The 24,099-nt window shown below is 71.3% G+C and carries 24 protein-coding genes and 1 tRNA gene; 18 read left to right on the top strand and 7 right to left on the bottom strand.

The window, feature by feature from the left end; all coding sequences use genetic code 11:
* Nucleotides 1-31: 31 nt before the first annotated feature.
* Nucleotides 32-1,210 carry a glutamate dehydrogenase gene (locus IG08_RS0113595; protein WP_030600547.1) on the bottom strand — a complete coding sequence of 393 codons (1,179 nt, stop codon included), beginning with the start codon at nt 1,208-1,210 and terminating at the stop codon, nt 32-34.
* A 125-nt stretch (nt 1,211-1,335) separates the two neighbouring features.
* Here IG08_RS0113595 and IG08_RS0113600 point away from each other — a divergent pair, with 125 nt between their 5' ends.
* The 6 genes from IG08_RS0113600 to IG08_RS0113625 all read left to right on the top strand — a co-directional run bounded on the left by IG08_RS0113600 (nt 1,336) and on the right by IG08_RS0113625 (nt 7,093).
* On the top strand, nt 1,336-2,508 hold the full coding sequence (locus IG08_RS0113600; protein ID WP_030600549.1) for an MBL fold metallo-hydrolase: 1,173 nt from the start codon (nt 1,336-1,338) through the stop codon (nt 2,506-2,508).
* Nucleotides 2,509-2,938: 430 nt separating this feature from the next.
* Nucleotides 2,939-5,005 (top strand): sensor histidine kinase, encoded by a 2,067-nt coding sequence (locus IG08_RS0113605; protein WP_030600551.1) that lies wholly within the window; start codon nt 2,939-2,941, stop codon nt 5,003-5,005.
* 68 nt (nt 5,006-5,073) lie between these two features.
* The gene (locus IG08_RS0113610; protein ID WP_030600553.1) at nt 5,074-5,508 is read left to right on the top strand and encodes a roadblock/LC7 domain-containing protein; all 435 of its coding nucleotides are present in this window, start codon (nt 5,074-5,076) and stop codon (nt 5,506-5,508) included.
* 2 nt (nt 5,509-5,510) lie between these two features.
* A complete protein-coding gene (locus IG08_RS0113615; RefSeq protein WP_030600555.1) occupies nt 5,511-5,882 on the top strand; it encodes a DUF742 domain-containing protein in 372 nt (123 codons plus the stop codon).
* The gene (locus IG08_RS0113620; protein ID WP_030600557.1) at nt 5,860-6,453 is read left to right on the top strand and encodes a GTP-binding protein; all 594 of its coding nucleotides are present in this window, start codon (nt 5,860-5,862) and stop codon (nt 6,451-6,453) included. The genes IG08_RS0113615 and IG08_RS0113620 overlap by 23 nt, the downstream gene beginning before the upstream one ends.
* A 61-nt stretch (nt 6,454-6,514) precedes the next feature.
* Nucleotides 6,515-7,093, top strand: coding sequence for a GAF domain-containing protein (locus IG08_RS0113625; protein WP_030600559.1), 579 nt, complete (start codon nt 6,515-6,517; stop codon nt 7,091-7,093).
* 278 nt (nt 7,094-7,371) lie between these two features.
* Here IG08_RS0113625 and IG08_RS0113630 read toward each other — a convergent pair whose 3' ends face one another.
* The 3 genes from IG08_RS0113630 to IG08_RS0113640 are packed head-to-tail and all read right to left on the bottom strand — an operon-like array spanning nt 7,372 to nt 9,417.
* Complete coding sequence (locus tag IG08_RS0113630) at nt 7,372-7,977, bottom strand: GOLPH3/VPS74 family protein (RefSeq protein ID WP_030600561.1); 606 nt, start codon at nt 7,975-7,977, stop codon at nt 7,372-7,374.
* A 13-nt stretch (nt 7,978-7,990) separates the two neighbouring features.
* Nucleotides 7,991-9,220, bottom strand: a complete 1,230-nt coding sequence (locus IG08_RS0113635; protein WP_030600563.1) for a YbfB/YjiJ family MFS transporter — start codon at nt 9,218-9,220, stop codon at nt 7,991-7,993.
* On the bottom strand, nt 9,217-9,417 hold the full coding sequence (locus tag IG08_RS0113640) for a hypothetical protein (RefSeq protein ID WP_030600565.1): 201 nt from the start codon (nt 9,415-9,417) through the stop codon (nt 9,217-9,219). Before IG08_RS0113640 ends, IG08_RS0113635 begins: the two co-directional genes overlap by 4 nt.
* A gap of 116 nt (nt 9,418-9,533) precedes the next feature.
* Between IG08_RS0113640 and IG08_RS0113645 the strand changes: the two genes are divergently transcribed.
* The 9 genes from IG08_RS0113645 (at nt 9,534) to IG08_RS0113685 (ending at nt 18,121) form a co-directional block, all read left to right on the top strand.
* Nucleotides 9,534-10,463 carry a LysR family transcriptional regulator gene (locus IG08_RS0113645; protein ID WP_106980927.1) on the top strand — a complete coding sequence of 310 codons (930 nt, stop codon included), beginning with the start codon at nt 9,534-9,536 and terminating at the stop codon, nt 10,461-10,463.
* Between the two features lie 97 nt (nt 10,464-10,560).
* Nucleotides 10,561-11,742: a Gfo/Idh/MocA family protein gene (locus IG08_RS0113650; RefSeq protein ID WP_030600569.1), complete on the top strand. Its 1,182-nt coding sequence runs from the start codon at nt 10,561-10,563 to the stop codon at nt 11,740-11,742.
* 179 nt (nt 11,743-11,921) lie between these two features.
* Nucleotides 11,922-12,950 (top strand): L-threonine 3-dehydrogenase, encoded by a 1,029-nt coding sequence (gene tdh, locus IG08_RS0113655; RefSeq protein WP_030600572.1) that lies wholly within the window; start codon nt 11,922-11,924, stop codon nt 12,948-12,950.
* A gap of 28 nt (nt 12,951-12,978) precedes the next feature.
* Nucleotides 12,979-14,172 (top strand): glycine C-acetyltransferase, encoded by a 1,194-nt coding sequence (locus tag IG08_RS0113660; RefSeq protein ID WP_030600574.1) that lies wholly within the window; start codon nt 12,979-12,981, stop codon nt 14,170-14,172.
* 37 nt (nt 14,173-14,209) lie between these two features.
* On the top strand, nt 14,210-15,112 hold the full coding sequence (locus tag IG08_RS0113665) for a LysR family transcriptional regulator (RefSeq protein WP_030600576.1): 903 nt from the start codon (nt 14,210-14,212) through the stop codon (nt 15,110-15,112).
* A gap of 59 nt (nt 15,113-15,171) precedes the next feature.
* Nucleotides 15,172-16,545 (top strand): B12-binding domain-containing radical SAM protein, encoded by a 1,374-nt coding sequence (locus IG08_RS0113670; protein ID WP_030600578.1) that lies wholly within the window; start codon nt 15,172-15,174, stop codon nt 16,543-16,545.
* Between the two features lie 48 nt (nt 16,546-16,593).
* Nucleotides 16,594-17,178 (top strand): helix-turn-helix domain-containing protein, encoded by a 585-nt coding sequence (locus IG08_RS0113675; protein ID WP_030600580.1) that lies wholly within the window; start codon nt 16,594-16,596, stop codon nt 17,176-17,178.
* 47 nt (nt 17,179-17,225) lie between these two features.
* On the top strand, nt 17,226-17,708 hold the full coding sequence (locus IG08_RS0113680) for a GNAT family N-acetyltransferase (protein WP_234342870.1): 483 nt from the start codon (nt 17,226-17,228) through the stop codon (nt 17,706-17,708).
* A 53-nt stretch (nt 17,709-17,761) separates the two neighbouring features.
* Nucleotides 17,762-18,121, top strand: coding sequence for an MmcQ/YjbR family DNA-binding protein (locus IG08_RS0113685; protein WP_030600583.1), 360 nt, complete (start codon nt 17,762-17,764; stop codon nt 18,119-18,121).
* Nucleotide 18,122: 1 nt separating this feature from the next.
* Here IG08_RS0113685 and IG08_RS0113690 read toward each other — a convergent pair whose 3' ends face one another.
* Both IG08_RS0113690 and IG08_RS0113695 read right to left on the bottom strand, forming a co-directional pair.
* Nucleotides 18,123-19,040 carry a transketolase family protein gene (locus IG08_RS0113690; protein ID WP_030600584.1) on the bottom strand — a complete coding sequence of 306 codons (918 nt, stop codon included), beginning with the start codon at nt 19,038-19,040 and terminating at the stop codon, nt 18,123-18,125.
* A gap of 36 nt (nt 19,041-19,076) precedes the next feature.
* Nucleotides 19,077-19,784, bottom strand: a complete 708-nt coding sequence (locus IG08_RS0113695; protein ID WP_030600585.1) for a thiamine pyrophosphate-dependent enzyme — start codon at nt 19,782-19,784, stop codon at nt 19,077-19,079.
* Between the two features lie 129 nt (nt 19,785-19,913).
* Here IG08_RS0113695 and IG08_RS0113700 point away from each other — a divergent pair.
* Nucleotides 19,914-19,987: transfer RNA gene (locus IG08_RS0113700), tRNA-Pro, on the top strand.
* Between the two features lie 76 nt (nt 19,988-20,063).
* Here IG08_RS0113700 and IG08_RS0113705 read toward each other — a convergent pair.
* Nucleotides 20,064-20,300, bottom strand: a complete 237-nt coding sequence (locus IG08_RS0113705; RefSeq protein ID WP_030600586.1) for a hypothetical protein — start codon at nt 20,298-20,300, stop codon at nt 20,064-20,066.
* A 181-nt stretch (nt 20,301-20,481) separates the two neighbouring features.
* On the opposite strand from IG08_RS0113705, the gene IG08_RS0113710 reads away from it, so the two are divergent.
* Entirely contained in the window at nt 20,482-22,350 is a 1,869-nt protein-coding gene (locus tag IG08_RS0113710) for a glycoside hydrolase family 127 protein (protein ID WP_199820863.1), read from the top strand.
* A gap of 59 nt (nt 22,351-22,409) precedes the next feature.
* Entirely contained in the window at nt 22,410-24,092 is a 1,683-nt protein-coding gene (locus tag IG08_RS0113715; protein WP_030600589.1) for an ABC transporter substrate-binding protein, read from the top strand.
* Nucleotides 24,093-24,099 lie beyond the last annotated feature (7 nt).

A 24,099-nucleotide genomic window follows, 5' to 3' on the forward strand; every position in this document is an offset into this window, starting at 1 on the left:
TGAGGTGCCGTAGGGAGGCCGTCGTCCGAGGTCACCGGTACCAGCCGAACCGCTCGGCGATCACCGGCAGCCGGTCGGCGACGAGGGCGTGCGCGGCGGCCCGCGGCGTGATCCCGTCGGCATCCGCGCGGGCCAGCATCTGCTCGACGAGCGCACGCATGGACCGCCGTAGATACGCGAAGGCCTCGTCCGCGTCGGCCTCGATGTCGCCGAACAGCGTCCACCACCACCAGGCGTTCGTCCCGGAGTTGACGACGACATCCGGCAGGACGGTGATCCCGCGCGCGGCCAGCGGCGACTCCGCCTCCGGCAGGACCGGCATGTTGGCCGCCTCGACGATCCAGCGGGCGGTGATGCGCTCCTGGTTCGCGGTGTCGATCGTGTAGGAGACCGCGGCGGGCACCAGCACCTCCGCTTCGGCGGACAGCCAGGCGTCACCGGGCAGTTCACGGTCGCCGGGGCGCAGTGCGGCACGGTCCACGGTGCCGTAGGCGTCCCGCGCGGCGAGCAGTGCCTCCACGTCGAGCCCCGCCGGGTTGCTGATCGTGCCCTTGATGTCGGCGACGGCCACGACCGAGAGCCCCGCGCGCGTGAGGAAGCGTGCGGTGGCCCCGCCCATGGTGCCCAGACCCTGCACGGCGACACGCGTGCCCGCGTGCGGCACACCGGCCCGGTCCAGCGCGGCGAGCGTCGCCTCGGCGACCCCGCAGCCGCCGACCAGTTCGTCGAGCCCGATGCCGTCCACCTCGACCCGGAAGGCGTCCGCGAGCCGCCGCCGGGCCGTGGCCTCGTCGTCGAGCAGCGGATAGACCGCCTGGATGGACGAGACGAGCCCGGCCTCCGTGGCCGCGCGGTCCACCAGGTCCTGGGTGAGGCCGAGGTCCTCGCCCGTGGTCCAGAAGCTCTCGATGTACGGCCGCATGGCGCGCAGGTAGCGCACGAGCAGTGCGTACGCCTCGGGGTCCCGGGGGTCGCAGTCGATGCCGCCCTTCGCGCCGCCCAGGGGGATGTAGCGGCCCTCCGGGTTGTAGTGCAGGGCCTCCTTCATGGTCATGCCGCGGGCCAGCCCGGCGACCTCGTCCGGCGTGCAGCCCGCCCGCATCCGCAGGCCGCCGCTGGCGACACCGCGCACCAGGCGGTCGACGACCAGGAAGCCCAGGCGGCCGGTGACGTGGTCGGTCCAGGTGAGCGACAGCAGGGGCGGGGGCACGGGGACTCCTCGGTACGAGCTTTACTGAACGGTGGGTCAGTATCGGAACTTTGTCAGTGCCGTGTCAACGCAATCCGGGGGGCCGACCATAATGGAATGTCTCACCGACTCCACCTGGAGGTACCGTGACCGGCTTCCGTCCCCTGAGCTCCGGGCTCCGCGCGCTGCAGCCCGCGGCCTTCGGCGCGGACCCGAGCGGTGAGCGCATGGCGCGCATCCGCAGATCGCCCCACTTCAGGGACGGGGTCTTCCAGAATCCCCCCGGAACCCCCCGCCCCTCCGGGGCCGCGCTCCACTTCGCGAAGTCGTACTTCGACAAGGACGAGCGGACCCGCCGGGCCCCGAACGGCACGATCCCGGTGCACGCCACCACCCTCGCCGACATCGCCAAGCCGCCCGCCACCGGGCTGCGGCTGACCTGGATGGGGCACTCCAGCGTGCTCGCGGAGATCGACGGGCACCGGGTGCTCTTCGACCCCGTCTGGGGCGAGCGCTGCTCCCCCTTCGCCTTCGCCGGGCCCAAGCGGCTGCACCCGGTGCCCCTGCCGCTGGCAGCGCTCGGCCCGGTCGACGTGATCGTCATCTCGCACGACCATTACGACCACCTGGACATGCCCACGATCAAGGCGCTGGCCGGCACGGACACCGTGTTCGCCGTCCCGCTCGGCGTCGGCGCCCACCTCGAGCACTGGGGCGTGTCCGCCGACCGGCTGCGCGAGCTGGACTGGCACGAGTCGACGAAGGTCGCCGGGCTCACCCTGACCGCCACCCCGGCCCGCCACTTCTGCGGCCGCGGCCTGCGCAACACCCAGCACACGCTCTGGGCCTCCTGGGCCGTCGCCGGCGACGAGCACCGGATCTACCACAGCGGCGACACCGGGTACTTCGAGGGCTTCAAGGACATCGGCGCCGAGCACGGCCCCTTCGACGCCACGATGATCCAGCTCGGCGCCTACTCCGACTTCTGGCCGGACATCCACATGACGCCGGACGAGGCCGTGCAGGCGCACCTGGACCTGCAGGGCGGTGACGCCACCGAGGGCGTGCTGCTGCCCATCCACTGGGCCACGTTCAACCTGGCACCGCACCCGTGGGCGGAACCGGGGGAGCGGACCATGTGGGCGACCCACAAGGCTGGGGCGACCATGGCGGCACCCCGTCCGGGTGAGCCCTTCGAACCGGCCCGTACGCCGCAAGTGGTGCCGTGGTGGCGCGAGGTGAGCCGGCCGCCGGGCGGGCAGTGGGACGCGTGGCCGCCGGTGGCGTCGGGGCCGGAGCAGGTGCTGGTGGCCGAGTAGCGAGCTGCGGAGCGGGACGGTGGGTAACCGTCCCGCTGGTGCGGGCGCGGGCTTCCGCCGTCGTCCCGGGCCACCTTCTCGATCAGTCCGAGGGAACCGGCGCGGGCCGGGGAGTCATACGACTCTCCGGCCCGCGCCGTCTGTTCATGACCGCTTCCGACCAGGCCTGATCGCTTCCTTGCGCTTCGATATGGAGTGCGGCGAAGGGTTATCGGTCTGTCGTACGAGCGCTCATACCAGAGCGGGACGCTCGCCGTGGGACTTTGTCAACTGCCCACCGCACATGATGCGTTGCCGACTACTGTGAGTGTCCGCCGGGCGACGTAGAGCCGATTTTTTCGGCTCTCTCGACCGACACCGCGATGGCGCATGCCCGAGTCGCGCACCACGCGCGAGCCACCAGGCCCGACGGACCAGTACAAGGACACCGATGTCTCACCTCCGTGCACCGGCCGCACGCGCAGACCGCCGTGAGGGCGGGCGGCACGGGCGGCCGGTCGCCCGCCCCGTTCCCTCGCTGCCGGAGACGCACATACGGCCGCAGCTCCTGCGCCTGGCCGTGCTCCCGCCGATCGCGGTCGCCCTCAGCGGCTGCGCCGCCGTCCTGTTCACCGTCCGCGCCACCGGGGCACGGCCGAGTCTCACGCTGTGGGGTGTGCTGGCCGGGGCGGTCTCGGTCGCGCTCGTGGGCATCGCGGTCGCCGCCGTGGCCGCCGACCGCGCCGCCAAGTCCGTGAGCGACCGCATCGGCACCCTGCGGCGCAGCAGCGCGCGCGGCGAAGCCGATCTGCGGGCCCTCGTCGAGTCGCTCCGGCGCGGCGAGGGCCCGCCCCCGCGCAAGCCGCGCAGCAGTCCCCCCGGCGACGCCGACGACTTCGAACTGCTCGCCGCCGACCTGTCCCGGGCCCATGACCGGGCCGTCACCGCCGTCGTCCAGGCCGCGCAGCTCTCCAGCCAGGCGGGCAGCGAACAGAAGCTGGAGGTCTTCGTCAACCTCGCCCGGCGCCTGCAGTCGCTGGTGCACCGCGAGATCTCCATCCTCGACGAGCTGGAGAACGAGATCGAGGACCCCGACCTGCTCAAGGGCCTCTTCCACGTCGACCACCTCGCCACCCGCATCCGCCGCCACGCCGAGAACCTCGCCGTGCTCGGCGGCGCCGTCTCCCGCCGGCAGTGGAGCAACCCGGTCGACATGACCGAGGTGCTGCGCTCCGCCATCGCCGAGGTCGAGCAGTACTCGCGGGTCAAGCTCGTCCCGCCCATCGACGGCACCCTGCGCGGCCACGCCGTCGCCGACGTCATCCACCTGCTGGCCGAACTCGTCGAGAACGCCACGGTGTTCTCCGCCCCGCACACCCAGGTCCTGATGCGCGCCAACCTCGTCACCTCCGGGCTCGCGGTCGAGGTCGAGGACCGCGGACTCGGCATGCCCGTCGCCGAACAGCAACGGATGAACGCCCTGCTGGCCGACCCCGACCAGGTCAACGTGGCCAGCCTGCTGGCGGACGGCCGCATCGGCCTGTTCGTGGTCTCGCAGCTCGCCAAACGGCACGGCATCCACGTCCGGCTGCAGACCAACATCTACGGCGGAGTGCAGGCGGTGCTCGTCGTGCCGCAGGCGCTGCTGGGGGCGGTTCCGGGTGTTCCCGGGGCGCACGACGGCACGGGGACGGCGGGGCTGTCCGCGCCGCCGCAGGCACCGGTACAGGTTCCGATGCCGGCGCCGATGCGGCCGGGGCACGAGCCGCGGCACCGGGCCGCGCCCGCGCCGTACCCACAGGAATCGGGGCAGTCGAGCCACCAGCGGGACACCGCGCGGGTGCCGCACGGCGAGACCGTGCGGAGCGCGGCACCGGTGTCGAACGGCAGCGCGCCGAACGGCAGCGGGCCGACCCCGTTGCCGGTACGCGGCACCCGTGAGGAGCGGCCCAACCCCGCCGAAGCCGTCCCCGGTATCAGGCCCGACCACCGTCCGCTGGTCGCGGAGAACGTGGCCGCCCCGACCACCCCCCGCGCCGGCACCGTGCGCGGCACCATGGGCAAACCCCAACTGCCCCGGCGCCGCGCCCAGGAGCACATCGCGCCCCAGCTGCGCGACGGTCCCGCGCCGCGCGCGGACGGCGAACACCCGGCCGGTCACGACCCCGGCCTGATGGCGGCCTTCCAGCGGGGCGTCGGCCTCGCCGAGGCCCAGCAGCACCTGGAGTCGACGCACGGCGAACCGACCACGCCCACCGCGTCGGCGTACCTGGACTCCGCAGACCTGGACTCCGCGGACATGGGGTCGGCACCCACAGGTGCGGCAACCACCACCACACCCGCCGCCATGGACGTAACACCCATGGACGCAACACCCATAGACGTCACATCGGTGGACGTCACCCCCATGAACCGGTCCCGCATAACCGAGCCGCACCCCGCGCACGCCCCCGGTCTCGACCTCGAACTGGACCTCGACCGCACCACTCGGCACGACGGGAGCGCACCGGCCGGATGACCACCCCCGCGTCCACCCCCACCCCCAGCGCTCCCGTAGACCTTCGTACCTCAAGGAGTCGATCCACCATGGCGAGCGAAGCGCCGACCGGCCATGTATCCGATCTCGACTGGCTGATGAGCGGCCTCGTGCAGCGCGTGCCGCACACCAGCAGCGCGGTCCTCCTGTCCTGCGACGGCCTCGTGAAGTCGGTCCACGGGCTCGACGCGGACAGCGCCGACCACATGGCCGCCCTGGCCTCCGGCCTCTACTCCCTCGGTCGCAGCGCCGGCGTCCGCTTCGGCGACGGCGGAGACGTCCGCCAGGTCGTCGTCGAACTCGACTCGACCCTGCTGTTCGTGACCACCGCGGGCTCGGGCACCTGTCTCGCCGTGCTCGCCGGCCGCGAGGCCGACGCGGCGGTGCTCGGCTACGAGATGGCGATGCTCGTCAAGAGCGTCCGCCCCTACCTGGTGACCGCACCCCGGCAGCACGCCGTCGAACCCTCGGCGATGAGGCCTTGAGCGTGGCGGCGGCCGGCGACGGGCCCTGGCTCGACGACGCGGCGGGACGGCTGGTGCGCCCTTTCACGGTCAGTAACGGCCGTACCCGCCCGACCATCGCGCTCGACCTCCTGTCGCACGTGATGGCCACCGGAGCCACCCCCCTCGGCTATCTCGGCCCCGAGCACGCGCAGGCGCTCGACCTGTGCCGCGCGCCCGTCTCGGTCGCCGAGGTCGCCGCCCATCTGAAGCTGCCGGCGGTGGTCAGCAAGGTGTTGCTGGCCGACCTCGTCGACTGCGGGGCGCTGACCACCAAGCCCCCCGAGTTCACCCACAACCCGACTGACCGGGCCCTTCTGGAGGCAGTGCTCGATGGACTACGACGACAGCTCTGACCCCTTCCCCACCGCACTCAAGATCCTTGTGGCGGGCGGGTTCGGAGTAGGCAAGACGACCTTCGTGGGCGCGGTCAGCGAGATCGCCCCGCTCAGCACGGAGGAACTGCTCACCACGGTCAGCGCCGCGACCGACAGCCTCGAAGGGATCGAGAACAAGGTCGAGACGACGGTGGCCATGGACTTCGGCCGCATCACCCTCGATCCGGAACATGTCCTGTACCTGTTCGGTACGCCCGGACAGGAACGGTTCTGGTTCATGTGGGACGAGCTCTCGGAGGGAGCGCTCGGGGCGGTGATCCTCGCCGACACCCGGCGCCTGGAGGACTGCTTCGCGGCCGTCGACTTCTTCGAACAACGCGGCCTCGGTTTCATCGTCGCGATCAACGAGTTCGACGGCGGGTTCCGCTATGACCCCGAGGAGGTCCGTGCCGCCATCGACCTGGCCCCGGAGGTCCCCGTCGTGCGCTGCGACGCCAGGATCTCCAGTTCCGGCGTCCAGACCCTGCTCACCCTCGTACGGCACCTCATCGCCCACACGCCGGCCACCGCGCCCAGCGCCCACATGTGACCCCCGCACACACCGCCACGGAGCCGCATATGACCCACGTCCACAGCGACGGGACCCGCCCATGAGCTACGACCCGCCGCGCCCGGCCGGTCGTCTGCTGCTCACGCCCGAGGACAAGGAGGCCCCGGCCCGGACCCGGCGCCTGAGCCAACTCGGCCTGGGCGAACACCCGGACCCCGTCCTCGACGCCTACGCGGACCGCCTCGCCGAGTGCACCGGGGCGCCGTACGCCATGGTCAACTTCATCGACGAGAACCGGCAGTTCTTCGCGGGCCTGCATGTCCCGGAGACGGGGCCGCCCGTCGTGAAGGCGGACGGCACCAAGCCGGAACTGGGCCGGCACCTGGCACGCGACCATGGGTTCTGCCCCCATGTGGTCGTCCGCCGCAAGGCGCTGGTCCTGGAGGACGTGTGCGACTACCCACGGTTCGCGGGCAACCCGGTCGTCGACGAGTTCGGCATCCGTTCCTATCTCGGCGCACCGCTCATCGACGGGACGGGGATGGTGCTCGGCACGGTGTGCGTCGTCGACGTGGAGCCGCGGCCCTGGGGGAGGGCCGGCCTGGAGACCATCAAGTCGTCGGCGGCGGAACTGGTCGTCCGCCTGGAGCGACGGGAGGCCGACGGGCTCCCGATCTGAGCTTCCGATCCGAGCTTCCGATCCGAGCTTCCGCTCTGAGGGCGGAGCGGCGCGGTCCCTGATCGAGGGGGGCGGCTAGTCTGCGCTGGGCGTGGCCGAGATCTGCAGGGCGGTCGGGGTGCCGATGTTCGAGGAAAGGTCGGTCAGTGTTCGAGGAAAGGCCGGTCACCGCGCCGTCCGGGAGGGATGCGGCAGCGTGTCGGGCTGCACACAGCGGATGAGCCCCCCGTGGGACAACTGCCTTGCCCTGCCCGGCGACCGCTGACCTTGGCCGCCGCCTAGAAGCCCCGCCAGACGTTGTCGAACGCGGCGTCCTCGATCGACTTGCGCTGTCGTACGGCCTCCAGTTCCATCACCGCGTCGCCGACGGCGGCCAGCACGGTCGTGACCGCGTCATCGGTGAGTTCCTGGCGGTCCTCGGCCGCCGCGTCGTCGATCCCGGCGGCGGCCGCCAGGGCGGCGAGGACCGGCTCGCCCGATGCCCGGCGTTCCCCGGCGCGGTGCCGGTCCGGTGAGTCGACGAGGACCGTCTGCCCGGTCCAAAGCGGAATGACGCGGCCCCGCGCGCGAGCCGTCAGACCGTCCCGCTCCAGGTCGGCGACGTAGGCCGAGGACAGTCCGCGGCCCCGGCGCCACACCCAGTCCTCGACCGACTCGAACGGCTCCTGCCGTACGAGCGAGGCGGCGGCCTCGTCCAGCAGGCGGTCGCCCGTGGACGACTGCGTGCCGGGGGTGATGCGGTCGCCGTCGAGAGTGAGCGCCCCGGCCGCGATGAGGTCGAGCACCTCGGCGCCCGCGAGCGCGAGCGACAGATCGCCCTGCTCCACCGGGCGGTCGGACGCCACGTCCAGGGCGACGATCGAGAGGTCCCGTGCGGTGGTCATGAGCGGCTCCACATCAGTCGGCCGAGTGCGGGGCGAGCGGATCCCGGGCCCCTGCGTCCTCGGTCGATTCTCGCCGCCTTCCGGGAGCCGTGGGTCGCACTACGACCATGTGGTGCGGGAATCCGATCCGCAGGACCCCCGCGGCCACGGCCGCCGCGAGCACCACGAGGGCGGCCAGGAGCAGCGCCTGCTGGTAGCCGTGGCGCAGCAGCGGGGCGACGACCAGCGGGCCGATGATCTGGCCGACCGAGTACCCGGCGGTCAGCAGGGCGACCGAGCGGGGGAATCGCAGCTGGGCTCCGGTGGCCAGCGCGAGGGTGCTGATACCGAGGAAGGTGGCGCCGAACAGCACCGCGGAGACGAGCGCCGTCGCCACCCCGCCGACCAGCGCGGGCAGGGCGATGCCGACCGCCTGGACCAGCAGCGCGGCGAGCAGCAGGTCGGTGCGGGGCCGGCGGCGCCCGAGCCGGGCCCACAGCGCCGCGGACGGTACGGCGGCCAGCCCCACGAGCACCCAGGCGCCGCTGCCGACCCAGCCGGGAGAGCCCTGTCCGATGGCCGCGACCAGGAAGGTTCCGGCGACGATGTAGCCGACGCCTTCCAGGGTGTAGGCGATGAACAGGGCGCTGAACCAGCGGTGCGTGCGGGCCTTGGCCGTGCTGCCGGGCATCAGGGTGGACGCCGGATCCTCCGGCCGTAGGTTCCACGCGGCGGCGGTCAGAACCGTGGCGAGGGCCGCCGAGGCCCACCAGGCGGTCCGCCAGTCGGAGACGGACCGCAGGACGAGAACCAGCAGGCCGGACAGCGCGATGCCGGCCCCCACCCCGCCGAAGGCCCAGCCGGACAGATGCGGCGGGTGTTCCCGCAGATGGTGCAGGAGGGAGCCGGCCGCGACGACGAAGATCAGCGCGCTCGCCGTCCCGGCCGTCAGCCGCAGTACGGCCCACACCGCCGTGCTGTGGGTGGCGGGCATCGCGGCGAGTGTCCCGGCCAGCACGATCAGGGAGCCGCGCAGGACGGCCCGCGAACGGACCAGCGCGGGGGCGAGGATGCCCGCGAGCGCGCCGACGAGATAGCCGACGTAGTTGGCGGTCGCCAGGTTCGCCCCGGCGCCGGCGGACAGTCCCGCCTGGGTGTGCATCAGGGGCAGGATCGGGGTGTAGACGAAGCGGCCGACTCCCATGCCCGCCGCGAGCGCCGCGGCGGCCTGGGTGACATGGGTCCAGGGGGACGGAGTGGTCATCGGGTGGCGTCGACCCGGGCCGGGTGGTCGGGGTGGGACGCGAGAGGGGTGTCGGCGAGGGGCGGACACGGGTGCAGCGGGAGCGTGCCGAGCGCCCTCTTGTGGAGTTCCTCCTCGGCGACGCGCCGCCGGTCGACCTCGTCCTGGCTCGTGCCCCCGGGGACCGTGGTGGTGATCTCGACCAGGAACTCTCGCATGGCTCTTCTCCGTTCGGGCGCCTGCTGCGGTGTTCTCATCGTGGGCCCGTCACCGGCTCGGCTGCCACGACCGGCTTCCTCGCTGTTGATAGGCGCAGCCTCCCAGCGCGCGTAACATCACCGAGGTGGAGCTGCGCCAGTTGCGGTACTTCGTCGCGGTCGCCGAGGAGCTGAACTTCGGCCGGGCCGCCGAGCGACTCCTGATCGCGGGTCCCTCGCTCTCCCAGCAGATCAAGGCGCTCGAACGCGACCTGGGCGTACGGCTCTTCGACCGTGACCGCCGCTCGGTCTCCCTCACTCCGGCCGGCGCCGCGCTGCTCCCGCACACCCGCGCCCTGCTGAACCGGGCCGACGACCTCCGGCGCCGTGCCGGCCGGCTCTCGGGCTCGGAGTCGCTGCGGCTCGGCCACGTCAACTGGCTTCCCCCGGACCTGAGTTCGCGTACGGCCGCGGTGGCGCAGGTGCACATCGACGCCTGGGTCGCGCCCTCCCACACGCAGGCCGCCCGGGTCGCCGACGGCAGTCTGGCCCTCGCCGTGTGCTGGGTGCGGACCGAGGACCTGAAGCGGCTCGGGCTGAAGGCCCGGCTCATCGGCGCCGATCGGCTCTACGCCGTCGCCAAGGGTGCTGACACCAGTGACGTGGCGGCCCGGGACACCGACGTCCTCATCGACGACGACGTCATCTCCTGGGCGTCCTGGAACGTGTACGCCGAGGAGCTGGCGAGTACCACCGGGGCCCGCGCCGTGCAGATCGCCGACGGCGGCGTCACCGGCCCCGCCTTCTTCGACCACGTCCGCCGCAGTCGCCGTCCCATCGTCAACTGCCCCAAGGGGCAGACCACCCCACTGCCGTCCGACCTGGTGCGCCGCCAGGTCGTCGCGCCGAAGGTCCACTGGACCTGGTCCCTGGTATGGCGCGGGAACGAGGAGCGCGCCGGAGTCCACGCCATCGTCGACGCCCTCTGCGGCGGCGTCTGCGACCTCGGCATCCACGCCCCGGACGCCTGGCTGCCGGCCGACGATCCGTACGCACTCCCGGGCTGACCGGTCGGGCGCGCCGTCGTCGCCGCCTCGCGCACGAGCACCCTCCCGTCGACGACTCCAGGCGACTCCAGACGACTCCAACGGAAAGGCACACACCATGGCCGACCTGCGTCTCGGTGCCCTCGGTTTCGGACTGCGCGGCTCGCTCGCCGTCACGGCCCACCGTCCAGGGCGGGGCGCGCGCGTGACCGTCGTCGCCGACCCGGATCCGGTACGCCGGGACCGCGCCGCCACCGGCATCCCCGGCGTGCGCACGGTCGACGACCACCGCGAGGTGACCGAGGCTCCGGACGTCGACGCCGTCCTCGTCCTCACCCCCGACCACACCCATGCCGACCTCGCCTGCGAGGCCCTCCGGGCGGGCAAGCCCGTCTTCGTCGAGAAGCCCCTCGACATCACCGTCGAGCGCTGCGACCGCATCCTGCGCACCGCGCGCGAGACCGGCACCCGCCTCTACGTCGGCCACAACATGCGCCACATGCCGGTGATCCGGCTGATGCGCGACATCATCGAGCGCGGCGACATCGGCACGGTGAAAACGGTCTGGATCCGCCACTTCGTCGGCTACGGCGGCGACTGGTACTTCAAGGACTGGCACGCCGAACGCCGGTACACCACGGGCCTGTTGCTGCAGAAGGGCGCCCACGACATCGACGTACTGCACTGGCTGGCCGGCGGATACGCGCGGCAGGTGCAGGCGTTCGGCGACCTCATGGTCTACGGCGACAACCCGCACCGCCGGGCACCCGGCGAGCCGAAGGCCGCCGACTGGTACTCGGAGGACGGCCATTGGCCGCCGCACACCCAGCGGGCGCTCAACCCGGTGATCGACGTCGAGGACGTGTCGTTGGTCAATCTGCGCCTGGACAACGGGGTGTTGGCCGCCTACCAGCAGTGCCATTTCACCCCCGACTACTGGCGCAACTACACCGTCATCGGTGACGCGGGCCGCCTGGAGAACTTCGGGGACGGGCCCGGGGGAGTGGTGCGGGTGTGGAACTCGCGGCGCTCGGCCCACCGGGAGCGGGCCGACGCGGAGTACCCGGTGCCGGAGGTGGCGGAGGACACCGAGCACGGGGGTGCGGATCCGCTGATCGTCGACGAGTTCCTGCGGTTCGTACGGGAGGGAGGGCGCACCGACACCTCGCCGGTGGCCGCGCGGATGGCGGTCGCGGCGGGGTACGGGGCGACGCGGTCGCTGCGGGACGGGGGCGTCGTATGCGAGGTGCCGCCGCTGGATCCGGAGCTGGCCGCGTACTTCGAGCGCGGGCAGGTGTGAAGCGCGGGCAGGTGCGAAGCAGGCAGGTGTGAAGCGCAGCTGCGGCGCGGCTTAAGAAAACCTCGATGGACCGGGGGCGGTGCCGTACGGCAGATTGCTACGCGTTTCCACCCCTCTCCCCGGCCGCGGGCTCCTTCGGCATGCTCGCGTCCGGGATCTCACCCACAGGAGCCGTTGCGTTGAAGGCGCTGGTCAAGGAGAAGGCGGAGCCGGGGCTGTGGCTCGCGGACGTCCCGGAGCCGGCCGTCGGCCCCGGCGACGCACTGATCAAGGTGCTGCGCACCGGCATCTGCGGCACCGACCTGCACATCCGGTCCTGGGACGGCTGGGCGCAGCAGGCCATCCGCACCCCGCTCGTGCTCGGGCACGAGTTCGTCGGCGAGGTCGTCGGGACCGGCCGGGACGTCACCGACATCGCGGTCGGCGACCGGGTCAGCGGCGAGGGCCACCTGGTGTGCGGCAGGTGCCGCAACTGCCTGGCCGGGCGGCGGCACCTGTGCCGGGCCACGGTCGGGCTGGGCGTCGGACGGGACGGGGCCTTCGCGGAATACGTCGCCCTGCCCGCCGCCAATGTGTGGGTGCACCGCGTCCCGGTCGACCTCGACATCGCCGCGATCTTCGACCCGTTCGGCAACGCCGTGCACACTGCCCTCTCCTTCCCTCTGGTCGGCGAGGACGTGCTGATCACCGGCGCCGGCCCGATCGGCCTGATGGCCGCCGCTGTGGCCCGGCACGCGGGCGCCCGGAACGTCGTCGTCACCGACGTCAGCGAGGAACGGCTGGAGCTGGCGCGCAAGATCGGCGTGAGCCTGGCACTGAATGTGTCGGAGCATCAGATAGCCGACGGGCAGCGGGAGTTGGGGCTGCGTGAGGGCTTCGACATCGGCCTGGAGATGTCCGGCCGCCCCGAGGCCATGCGCGACATGATCGCCAACATGACGCACGGCGGCCGGATCGCGATGCTCGGCCTGCCGTCCCAGGAGTTCCCGGTCGACTGGGCCCGGATCGTCACCTCGATGATCACCATCAAGGGCATCTACGGCCGGGAGATGTTCGAGACCTGGTACGCGATGTCGGTCCTCCTGGAGGGTGGCCTCGACCTCGCCCCCGTGATCACCGGCCGGTACGGCTACCGCGACTTCGAGGCCGCGTTCGCCGACGCGGCGAGCGGCCGCGGCGGCAAGGTCATCCTCGACTGGACTGCTTAACTCCCTTACAGCTTCAGGAGCTTCTGTCATGTTCGACTCCGTGCGCGATGACCTGCGCGCCACCCTCGACGAGATCCGCGCCGCCGGTCTGCACAAGCCGGAGCGCGTCATCGGCACCCCGCAGTCCGCGACCGTCGCCGTCACGGCGGGCGGCCGCCCCGGCGAGGTCCTCAACTTCTGCGCCAACAACTACCTCGGCCTCGCCGACCACCCCGAGGTCGTCGCCGCCGCCCACGAGGCCCTCGACCGCTGGGGCTACGGCATGGCGTCGGTCCGCTTCATCTGCGGCACCCAGGAGGTGCACAAGGAGCTGGAGGCGCGGCTGTCGGCCTTCCTCGGCCAGGAGGACACGATCCTGTACTCCTCCTGCTTCGACGCCAACGGCGGTGTCTTCGAGACGCTGCTGGGCCCGGAGGACGCGGTGATCTCCGACGCCCTGAACCACGCGTCGATCATCGACGGCATCCGGCTGTCCAAGGCCCGCCGGTTCCGGTACGCCAACCGTGATCTGGCCGATCTGGAACGGCAGTTGAAGGAAGCTGAGGGTGCGCGACGGAAGCTGATCGTCACCGACGGCGTCTTCTCCATGGACGGCTATGTGGCCCCGCTCCGCGAGATCTGCGACCTCGCCGACCGCTACGACGCCATGGTCATGGTCGACGACTCGCACGCCGTCGGCTTCGTCGGCCCCGGCGGCCGCGGCACCCCCGAGCTGCACGGCGTCATGGACCGCGTCGACATCGTCACCGGCACGCTGGGCAAGGCGCTGGGCGGTGCGTCCGGTGGCTACGTGGCCGCTCGCGCCGAGATCGTCGCCCTGCTGCGCCAGCGCTCCCGGCCGTACCTCTTCTCGAACACGCTCGCCCCGGTGATCGCCGCGGCCTCCCTGAAGGTGCTCGACCTCCTGGAGTCGGCGGACGACCTGCGCGTCCGGCTCCGCGAGAACACCGCGCTCTTCCGCCGCCGCATGACCGAGCAGGGCTTCGACGTCCTCCCCGGCGACCATGCCATCGCGCCCGTGATGATCGGCGACGCATCCAAGGCGGGCCGCCTCGCGGAGCTGCTGCTGGAGCGGGGCGTGTACGTGATCGGCTTCTCCTACCCGGTGGTGCCGCAGGGCCAGGCCCGCATCCGCGTCCAGCTCTCGGCCGCGCACTCCACGGAGGACGTGAACCGCGCGGTGGACGCTTTCGTGGCGGCGCGGGCGGAACTGGAGGCATGAGCCGGAGCACACGGGGGCATTTGAGACAATCGATCTCATGATCGAAGCGCGGCGGCTCCACATCCTCCGTGCGGTGGCCGACCACCGCACGGTGACGGCGGCTGCCGCCGCGCTGTATCTCACGCCCTCCGCGGTCTCCCAGCAGCTCACGGCGCTGGAGCAGGAGACGGGGCACCGGCTGGTCGAGCGCAGTGCGAAGGGCGTACGACTGACTCCGGCCGGCGAGATCCTGCTCGGCCACACCAACGCCGTCCTCGCCCAGCTGGAGCGGGCGGAGGCCGAGCTGGCGGCGTACAGCTCGGGCGCGGCGGGGACGGTCACCGTCGCCTCCTTCGCGACCGGCATCGCGCTGGTCGTGGCGCCCGCGGTGGCCCGGCTCGCCGGCACCGCCCCGGGGATCAGGATCCGCGTCCAGGACGCCGAGGGCGACGCCAGTCTGCCGATGGTGCTGGACCGGCTGGTCGACGTCGCGGTCGCCGTCGAGTACCGCGGGGCTCCGCCCGCCGACGACCCCCGGCTGACCCATGTCCCGCTGTATGCCGAGCCCTTCGACGCGGTCGTCCCGGTGAGCCATCGGCTGGCCGGCGCGAGCGAGGTGCCGTTGGCGGACCTGGCCAAGGATCCGTGGATCGGTCCCTACCCGGGCAACCCCTGCCACGACGTGGTGGTCCTCGCCTGCGAGAACGCCGGCTTCCAGCCCCGCCTCGAACACTCCTCGGACGACTTCCGCGCGGTCGTCGCCCTGGCCTCGGCCGACGCGGGCGTCGCGCTCGTACCGCGCTCGGCGCTGATCGGCATGGACCTCACCGGTGTGGTCGTACGGCCCGTGGACGGGGTCGCGCCCACGCGGCGGGTGTTCGCGGCCGTACGGCGGGGCGCCGAGGAGCACCCGTTGATCCGCCCGGTGCTGGACGCGCTGGGGGAGGCGTCCCAGCCGTAGCCCGGCTCCTGGCTCGGCGGTCGGGAACCGGCCACCGGCCGAAAGCTGTCTGGGCTGTCATGCGTGTGACGATGATCCTCCCGGCCCTGACCGAGGCGACGAGCCCGCTGTTCCGGCCCATCAAGTACTCGCTGTTCCCGCCCCTCGGCCTCGCGACCCTCGCGGGCTACCTCGACCCCGACGACGAGGTCACCCTGTACGACGAGCACGTCGAGCGGATCGACCTGGAATCGCTGGACACCCCGGACCTGCTGGTCGTCCAGCCGTACATCACCTCCGCCCGGCGCAGCTACGAGATCGCCGACCACTTCCGCGCCCGCGGTGTCCACGTCGCCATGGGCGGCCTGCACGTCACCTCGCTCCCCGACGAGGCGGCGGCCCACGCCGACACGGTCTTCACCGGCCCCGGCGAGGACACCTGGCCACTGTTCCTGAAGGACTTCCGCGACGGCGTCCCCGCCCGCCGCTACGACTCGGACCGGCGCACACTGGCCGGACTGCCGCCGATACGACGGGACCTGATCAAGCGTCACCTGTATCTCGTCCCCAACTCGATCGTGGTGTCCCGGGGTTGCCCGCACCACTGCGACTTCTGCTACAAGGACGCCTTCTTCGAGGGCGGCAAGTCCTTCTACACGCAGGCCGTGGACGACGCTCTGGCGGAGATCGACCGGCTGCCCGGCCGTCACCTCTACTTCCTGGACGACCATCTGCTGGGCAACCGGCGTTTCGCGGAAGCCCTGTTCGACGGCATGAAGGGAATGGGCCGTCTGTGGCAGGCGGCGGGCACCGTCAACTCCGTACTGAAACCGGACCTGTTGGAGCGAGCGGTGGAGGCGGGGCTGCGCAGCCTGTTCGTCGGTTTCGAGACCGTCAACGACGCGAACCTCGCCGAGCGCCGCAAGAACCAGAACATCGGCACCGACTACGGGGCCGCGGTACGGCGGCTCCACGACACCGGGGTCATGGTCAACGCCAGTTTCGTCTTCGGGCTGGACCAGGACGGTCCCGACGTCTTCGACCGCACCGTCGCCTGGGCGGTCGAGCAGGGCATCGAGACGGCGACCTTCCACATCATGACGCCGTATCCGTCGACGGGGCTGTGGAAGCAACTGGAGTCCGAGGACCGGATCGTCCACCGCGACTGGGATCTCTACGACACCCGCCATGTCGTCTACCGGCCCAAGGGTATGACGCCGCGTCAGCTGGAGGAGGGGTACTGGCGGGCGTACCGAGACTTCTACCGTTGGTCGAACATCTGGCGGGGCTCGGCGGCCCAGCCGGGCCGGCCCGAGCGGCTGCGGCACCTCGCCTACGCGGGCGGCTGGAAGAAGTTCGAGCCCGCGTGGGACCTGCTGATCCGGTCGAAGCGGGTCGTGCGGGCGTTGCCGGCTCTGGAGCGGACGCTGGCGGCGTTCGGCGGGCGGGAGTGACGCGAGCCACAGTCCTGACTGTCTCTGATCCGGGATAACATCCCGAATATGAAACAGGGCGTTGTCGAGGCCGGACCGGATCCGGTCGACACCCGGCTCGGTGCCCGCCTGGCCGAGCTGCGGGCCGAACGCGGTTGGTCGCTGGGGGAGTTGGCGGAGCGCAGCGGGGTGAGCCGCTCCACCCTGTCCCGGGCCGAGCGGGCGGAGATCAGCCCCACCGCCTCACTCTTGAACCGGCTGTGCGGTGTGTACGGCCGGACCATGTCCCAGCTGCTCAGCGAGGTCGAGGCCGAGCCTGCGCTGCTGGTGCGGGCCGCCGAGCAACCGGTGTGGGAGGACCGGGCCTCCGGGTTCGTACGGCGGTCCGTGTCCCCGCCGCACGCCGGGCTGCGCGGCGAACTCGTCGAGGGACGGCTCGCGGCCGGCGCCGACATCGCGTACGACCGGCCGCCCGTGCCCGGCCTGGAGCAGCACATCTGGGTGCTGGAGGGGGTGCTTGAGGTGACGGCGCAGGAGGTCGGGCACCAGCTCGATGCCGGGGACTGTCTGCGGCTGCGTGTGTGGGGGCCGACGCGGTTCCGGTGCGTGGGTTCCGACGCGGTGCGGTACGTGCTGGCGGTGGTGCTGCCGTGATCGTGTCGCGCCTGTCCCGCCTGGATGAGTCTCAACTCTCGTCATGTGTGGAGGAGTTGGCGGATCTGCTGGTCGACACCGTCGACAGCGGCGCCTCCATCGGTTTCCTCGCGCCGCTCGACCGGGCGGCGGCCGTCGCCTGGTGGAAGGAGCGTGCGGCCGCCAGGCGGCTCGCCGTGTGGGCGGCGTACGACGGGGGACGGATCGTCGGCACCGTCAGCCTGGCCTTCCCCGACAAGCCCAACAGTCGGCACCGCGCCGAGCTGGTCAAACTGATGGTGCACCGCGACGCCCGTGGACGCGGCCTCGGCCGCCGACTCCTGGCCACTGCGGAGGAGGCGGCCGCCGCGACGGGCATCACGCTCCTGCACCTCGACACCGAGACCGACAGCCCCGCCGAGCACCTCTACAGCACCGCCGGGTGGACCCGGGCGGGGGTGATCCCCGACTACGCGGAGGATCCGGCCGGGGTGCTGCGGCCGACGACGCTGTACTACAAGCAAGTGGGGGCAGACGTGGGGCAGGCATGAGGGCAGGCGCTCTCACCAGCTGATTGTCAGTGCGAGCCGCTACGGTGCCTGTCATGCCGGACGCCGAAGACGTACGCCGTGTCGCCCTGTCCCTGCCGGACACGACGGAGAAGATCGCCTGGAGCATGCCCACGTTCCGGGTCGCGGGCAAGATGTTCGCCACGCTGCCCGAGGAGGAGACCTCCCTCGCCGTGCGCTGTCCCAAGGAGGAGCGCGACGAACTGGTGCTGGCCGAGCCGGGGAAGTTCTGGATCGCCGACCACGAGGCCCAGTTCGCCTGGGTGCGGGCCCGTCTCGCGGCGATCGAGGACGAGGACGAACTGCGGGACATCCTCGCCGACTCCTGGCGCCAGGCGGCCCCGCCCCGACTCCTCGACGTCTACCCGGAGTTGGGGCTGCCGACGGCGGACTGAGTCACGAGTGCACCGCCGCCCCGCTCGCGACGAACCCGCCGATCCGCTCCCGCAGTGACCGCGCGTCGAGCCCGTGCGCGGCGACATGCTCCTCGACGGTCCCGTACCGCCGCAGCTCACTCCGGCCCACGCCCAGGCCCAGCACCCGATGCGGTACGTCGGTGAGGGCGTCGTTCGCCGCCGCCGTCGAGGTGCCCGCGAGGTAGGGCTCGACAAGGACGACGTCGGTCCCCGCGCTCTCCGTGGCCCGGCGCAGCGCGGCCGTGTCGAAGGGCCGCACGGTCGTCGCGTACAGGACTGTCACGTCGAGGCCCTCCGTGGCGGCGAGCACGGCGTCCAGCATCGGCCCGACGGCCACGACCACACCGGAGCGCCCCTCGCGGACGGTGCGGAACCCCTTCCCGTCGACCGGGAGCGCCTCCCGGTTGGCCTGCACGGACAGCCGTACGTACACCTTGTCGTCGTCCGCGGCGACCGCGTGGCGCAGCAGCGTCTCGGCCTCGTCGGGATGCCCCGGAACGTGCACGGTCCAGCCGTCCAGGGTGTCGAGGAGGGCTACATCACCCGGGGCCATGTGCGTGTACCCGCCGGCGGGCCAGTCGAAGGACGCGGCCGCACTCACCAGCACCGCGCCCACGCCCTGATGGCCGAGATCCAGCTTGACCTGCTCGAAGGGCCGCTCGACGAGGAAACTGGCGAACGTGTGGACGACGGGCCGCAGCCCGGTCAGCGCCAGCCCCGCGGCCGCCCCGACGAGGAGCTGCTCGCGGATGCCGACGTTGACGACCCGGTCGGGATGCCGACGCTGGGTCTCGGCGAAGGCGACGTTGCCGATCTCGGCGAGGACGATCGCGACCCGCGGATCCTCGTCGAGCAGCCGGGAGAGGACCGGGACGAAACGGTCACGCATGGTGTCCATGGAGGTTCGAACCTTTCTGGAGGTACGGGAGGACTCTTATGCGGACTTCGGCTCGACCCGCGCCACGACCACGTGCGGTCGGCCCGGATGCGGCGCGGTGAAGGCGGCGTACAGCGCCTCGTGATCACGGCCGTCGACCGTCACCGCGGACCAGCCCGCGGCCTGGAAACGGGCGGCGATCCCGCCGGGCCGGGAGTGGCTGGCCGAGGAGTTGTCGACGACGACGGTGTGCAGCTGCTCGAGCCCGGCGGGCCCGGCGAAAGCGATCGCCTCGTGGTTGCTGCCCTCGTCCAGCTCGGCATCCCCGATCAGCACCCAGACCCGCGGGTCATCGAGCCCCTGGGCGCGCAGTCCCAGCGCCGTACCGACCGCGATCGGCAGCCCGTGCCCCAGTGACCCGCTGCCGATCTCGGCCCCCGGCACCAGCAGGCGGTCGGGGTGGTGGCCCAGCGGCGAGTCGTACGAGCCGAAGCCCGGCAGCCAGTCCACGGGCACGAAGCCCTTGGCGGCCAGCACCGCGTAGTACGCCATCGGCCCGTGCCCCTTGGACAGCAGGAACCGGTCCCGCCCAGGGTCGTCCATCCGCTCCGGCCCCACCCGCAGCACCCGGTCGTACAGCACCCACAGCACGTCCAGCGTGGAGGTCGCCGCCGACCCGTGCTTCTCGTCGCCCGTCATCAGCCCCATGAGCCGGGGCAGCTCCTCGTACCCATGGAGACGCCCGCGTTCCTCGGTGATCGTCATGCGGACGATCGTGCAACCTCAACCAAACCTGAGGTCAAGCCGGATAAAAGGGATGCACGACCACCGACCCGAGTGCGGTATGGTTTCCATGCACGTACGGCCGGGGGAAACCCCAGGTCAGACGGTCACCGGGACGTGGCGCAGCTTGGTAGCGCACTTGACTGGGGGTCAAGGGGTCGCAGGTTCAAATCCTGTCGTCCCGACGGTGCGAAGGGTCTTCGCGGGCTAGAGTCCGCGGGGGCCCTTTTCGTATCCCCTTCCGTATCCCGCAGAGCGGCGTCATCCGCCGCCGTCGAGGTCGGTGCGCTGACGGAGCACGCGTAGCTCGTGGCCGAGGAGCTGCATCTTGTAGAGCTTGCCCCGGGGCGAGGTGGCTTCCGCGGTCTTGCGGGACAGGAAGGGCGCACCGGAGGCCTCCACGTTGCTGAGGCCCTCGCCTATCGCCGGGGCCGCCTGGAGTTCCTGGGGAGTGAGGAGGTCCAGCTGCGGTGGCGGGTTGTTCTGAAAGCGGCCCACACGTGGCGCTATGTCACATTTCTCTGACGCCCCCCTGACCCCTCGGAATCCGGCCGTTGCACAAAGACCCACGTTAATTCGGTGAATCCCCCATTGCCGTCCGCCCGACCAAGGCCCTACGGTCGGCGCAACGCCAGCAGTGCTATTGCACTGTGCAATGGCACATACTACTGGGGTTCCCATGACATCAGCGCAGGTCATCCCGCTGTCCACCGTGCGCATTACCGGCGGTCTGCTCGGGCACTGGCAGGACCGGAACCGGCGGTCGACCGTCCCGCACACCATCGGGCAACTGCGTGCTGCGGGCAACGTGGACAACCTCGGCCGACTGCTCGTAGACGATCCCCCGGGCTATCGCGGGCGTTATCCGTTCCTCGACACCGACCTGTACAAGACGCTCGAAGGCCTGGCGTACGAGATCGGTGCGGGCGAAGCGGACGACGGCGTACGGGAGTTCTTCGACGAGGTGGTCGGTCTTCTTGAGCGGGTGCAGGCCGAGGACGGTTACCTGAACTCGTTCTTCCAGGACCCGGCGGCGGCCAAGAAGCCCTGGGAGGACCTGGCTTGGGGACACGAGTTGTACAACCTCGGCCACCTGATCCAGGCCGCCGTCGCGGCCAACCGGCGGATGGGTGACGGCCGGCTCCTCGAAGTGGCCGTGAAATTCGCCGACTTGACGGTACGCCGTTTCGGTGAGGGGCGTGAGGAGGGCACCTGTGGCCATCCCGAGGTGGAGATGGCCCTGGTCGAGCTGTACCGGGAGACCGGTAACCCCGACTACCTCACCCAGGCGGGCCTGTTCGTGGACCGGCGCGGGCACGGGCATCTGAAGCACAGCATCTTTCCCCCCGAGTACTTCCAGGACCACCTGCCCTTCCGTGAGCTGACGTCGGTCACCGGGCACGCGGTCCGCATGGCCTACCTGGCCGCCGGAGCCGCCGACGTCCACCTGGAGACCGGCGACCGGACCCTCTTCGAGGCGCTCGACCGGCTCTGGGACGACATGGTCGCCACCAAGCTCTACTTCACGGGCGGGCTCGGCAGCCGGCACTCGGACGAGGCCATCGGCGACCGCTACGAACTGCCGTCCGAGCGCGCGTACAGCGAGACCTGTGCCGCCATCGCCACCATGCAGTGGGCCTGGCGCATGTTCACGGCCACCGGCGGCGCGAAGTACCTCGACGTCTTCGAGCGCGTCCTCTTCAACGCCTATGCGGTCGGTCTGTCCGCCGACGGTACCGGCTTCTTCTACGACAACCCGCTCCAGCGTCGCCCCGACCACGAGCAGCGCAGCGGGGCCGAGTCCGGGGGAGAGCCGCTGCGTCGGCCGTGGTTCACCTGTCCCTGCTGTCCGCCGAACATCGTCCGCTGGATGGCGCAGCTCCATGAGCACGTGGCCGCCGAGCGCCCGGACGCCCTGTACATCGCCCTGTACGCCGAGAGCCGGATCGAGACGGACGCCGTAGCGGTGAACGTCGAGACCGCGTACCCCTGGGACGGGGACGTGCGGCTCACCTTCGAGCGGGCCCCGGCAGAGCGGCCGTACGCGATCAAACTCAGGATCCCCACCTGGGCGCGCGACGCAACCCTCGACGGCGATCCGGTCACGGCCGAGGACGGCTGGCTGACCGTCGAACGGAACTGGTCCGAGGGTGACAGCGTCCGGCTCCATCTGCCGATGCCGGTGCGCGGACACGCCTCGCACCCGCATCTCGACGCGACCCGCGGCGCGGTCGGCGTCGCCCGCGGTCCGCTCGTCTACTGCGTCGAGCAGCAGGACTCACCGGCCCCCGTGGACGACCTCGTCCTGACGGCCGGTCACATCGCCGCCGCAGTCGCCTCCTCGCCGCTGGAGGATCTGCCCGGCGCCGTCGTCCTCCAGCTGACCGCGGACGCGCGCCCCGCTCAATCGCCTGAGCTCTACCCGGAGTTGACCACCGAACCCACCGCCATCGAGGAGACCGAGACGGTCCCCGTGGCGCTCGTGCCCTATTTCCTGTGGGGCAACCGCAGGCCCGGGGCCATGCGCGTGTGGGTCAGGGCCCAGTGACCGCACCCCTTGAGTACCCCCTGAGTTCAACGACCCGCCTCGCCCCAAGGAGAGCCCCCATGCGGAGATCCACGGTTGTCACCGGCGTCACGCTGCTCAGCACGCTGATGCTCACGTCCTGTTCCGGCGGGACCGACGCCTCGACCGACGGCACCGGATCCTCGAAGACCCCGGCCACCGGCGGCACCGTCCACATCCTGGCCGGTGCGGACTTCTCCCACCTGGACCCCGGGCTCGGTTGGGACGGCGGTGTCAACAACTTCTACCGGCTCATCTACCGCGGACTGACCACGGTCGGCGCCGGGCCCGGTGCCGAGAGCACGAAGATCGTCCCCGATCTGGCGACCGATCTCGGCACCTCCTCCGACGACGCGAAGACCTGGACGTACCACCTCAAGGACGGCCTGGCCTTCGAGGACGGAACGCCCATCGACAGCGCGGCCGTGAAGTTCGGCATCGAGCGTGCCTGGGACCCCGAGATGGGCGGATCGCCGTACCCGAAGGAGCTCATCGAGGCACCGGACGACTACAAGGGGCCGTACCAGTCCGGTGACCTCGACTCGATCGAGACTCCCGATGCCAAGACCGTAGTCTTCCATCTGACGAAGTCCTTCCCCGACTTCCCCAGCGCGCTGACCATGCCCAACTTCACCCCCTTCCCGAAGGGGACCGGCGCGAAGCACGTGTTCGACACCAAGCCCATAGCCTCCGGCCCGTACAAGGTGGCCAGTTACGACCACGGCACCTCGCTCAAGCTGGTCCGCAACACCGAGTGGAAGGCGTCGACCGACAAGATCCGCGCGGCGAAGCCGGACGCCTTCGAGTGGACCTTCGGGCTCGACGCCGCCACCGTCGACGAGCGGATGCTCGCAGGGCAGGGCACGGACGTCGACGCCATCGCCGGCAACGCCGGCACCATTCAGCCGGCGACCCTGTCACGGATCCAGACGCCGCAGTTGAAGGCCCGCACGCTGTCCGGGTACGGCGGTTGCACCACGTACATGGGGATGAACACGACCCGCAAGTACCTCTCCGATCTGAGGGTGCGCAAGGCCATCGAGTACGCCGTCGACAAGGACACGATCGTCGCCGCGCTCGGCGGCTCCCGGCTCGCCACCAAGGCGACCGTGATCCAGCCGCCGACCATGATCGGCCGCACCGACTACGACCTCTACCCGCACAGCGTGGCCAAGGCGAAGAAGCTGCTCGCCGAGGCGGGAGTGTCGGGCGGGTTCACCCTCACTCTGGACAACCGCCCGGACGCCAAGAACACAGCGCTCGCGGTCGCGATCCAGGAGGCCCTCAAGCCGCTGAACATCAAGGTGAAGATCAACACCATCGACACGTCGTCGTACTACGAGGTCATCGGCACCACGGCCAAGCAGCACGACCTCGCCATCACCGGCTGGTGCCCCGACTGGGCCTCCGGTTCGACCTTCCTGCCGCCGCTGTTCGACGGCCGCCGGATCACCCCGACCGCGAACACCAACCTGGCGCAGCTCGACAACGATGCCATCGACAAGCGGATCGACGAGATCGCGGCCATGAAGGACGTGGGCGCCGCCAACAAGGCGTACGGCGCACTGGACAAGCAGATCATGGCCCAGGCCCCGGTCGTGCCCCTGGCCTACGAGAAGGCCCTCCTCATCCCCGGCGCCAACATCGCGGGCGCCTATCTGTCCGCCTCGTTCAGCGGCGGCATCGACCTGGTCTCCGTGGGCCTCAAGGACTCGGGAAAGTAGCCGGCTC

The sequence above is a fragment of the Streptomyces fulvoviolaceus genome, assembly GCF_000718165.1.
Taxonomy (GTDB): domain Bacteria; phylum Actinomycetota; class Actinomycetes; order Streptomycetales; family Streptomycetaceae; genus Streptomyces; species Streptomyces fulvoviolaceus.

Bases quoted from the DNA above. Each gene is read 5' to 3' on its own strand.
- IG08_RS0113610 (WP_030600553.1), top strand. From the start codon at position 5,074: ATGGCGAGCGAAGCGCCGACCGGCCATGTATCCGATCTCGACTGGCTG.
- IG08_RS0113620 (WP_030600557.1), top strand. From the start codon at position 5,860: ATGGACTACGACGACAGCTCTGACCCCTTCCCCACCGCACTCAAGATC.
- IG08_RS0113660 (WP_030600574.1), top strand. From the start codon at position 12,979: ATGTTCGACTCCGTGCGCGATGACCTGCGCGCCACCCTCGACGAGATC.
- IG08_RS0113635 (WP_030600563.1), bottom strand. From the start codon at position 9,220: ATGACCACTCCGTCCCCCTGGACCCATGTCACCCAGGCCGCCGCGGCG.
- IG08_RS0113665 (WP_030600576.1), top strand. From the start codon at position 14,210: ATGATCGAAGCGCGGCGGCTCCACATCCTCCGTGCGGTGGCCGACCAC.
- IG08_RS0113675 (WP_030600580.1), top strand. From the start codon at position 16,594: ATGAAACAGGGCGTTGTCGAGGCCGGACCGGATCCGGTCGACACCCGG.
- IG08_RS0113715 (WP_030600589.1), top strand. From the start codon at position 22,410: ATGCGGAGATCCACGGTTGTCACCGGCGTCACGCTGCTCAGCACGCTG.
- IG08_RS0113670 (WP_030600578.1), top strand. From the start codon at position 15,172: ATGCGTGTGACGATGATCCTCCCGGCCCTGACCGAGGCGACGAGCCCG.
- IG08_RS0113650 (WP_030600569.1), top strand. From the start codon at position 10,561: ATGGCCGACCTGCGTCTCGGTGCCCTCGGTTTCGGACTGCGCGGCTCG.
- IG08_RS0113695 (WP_030600585.1), bottom strand. From the start codon at position 19,784: ATGACGATCACCGAGGAACGCGGGCGTCTCCATGGGTACGAGGAGCTG.
- IG08_RS0113710 (WP_199820863.1), top strand. From the start codon at position 20,482: ATGACATCAGCGCAGGTCATCCCGCTGTCCACCGTGCGCATTACCGGC.
- IG08_RS0113640 (WP_030600565.1), bottom strand. From the start codon at position 9,417: ATGCGAGAGTTCCTGGTCGAGATCACCACCACGGTCCCCGGGGGCACG.
- IG08_RS0113630 (WP_030600561.1), bottom strand. From the start codon at position 7,977: ATGACCACCGCACGGGACCTCTCGATCGTCGCCCTGGACGTGGCGTCC.
- IG08_RS0113605 (WP_030600551.1), top strand. From the start codon at position 2,939: ATGTCTCACCTCCGTGCACCGGCCGCACGCGCAGACCGCCGTGAGGGC.
- IG08_RS0113625 (WP_030600559.1), top strand. From the start codon at position 6,515: ATGAGCTACGACCCGCCGCGCCCGGCCGGTCGTCTGCTGCTCACGCCC.
- IG08_RS0113685 (WP_030600583.1), top strand. From the start codon at position 17,762: ATGCCGGACGCCGAAGACGTACGCCGTGTCGCCCTGTCCCTGCCGGAC.
- IG08_RS0113690 (WP_030600584.1), bottom strand. From the start codon at position 19,040: ATGGACACCATGCGTGACCGTTTCGTCCCGGTCCTCTCCCGGCTGCTC.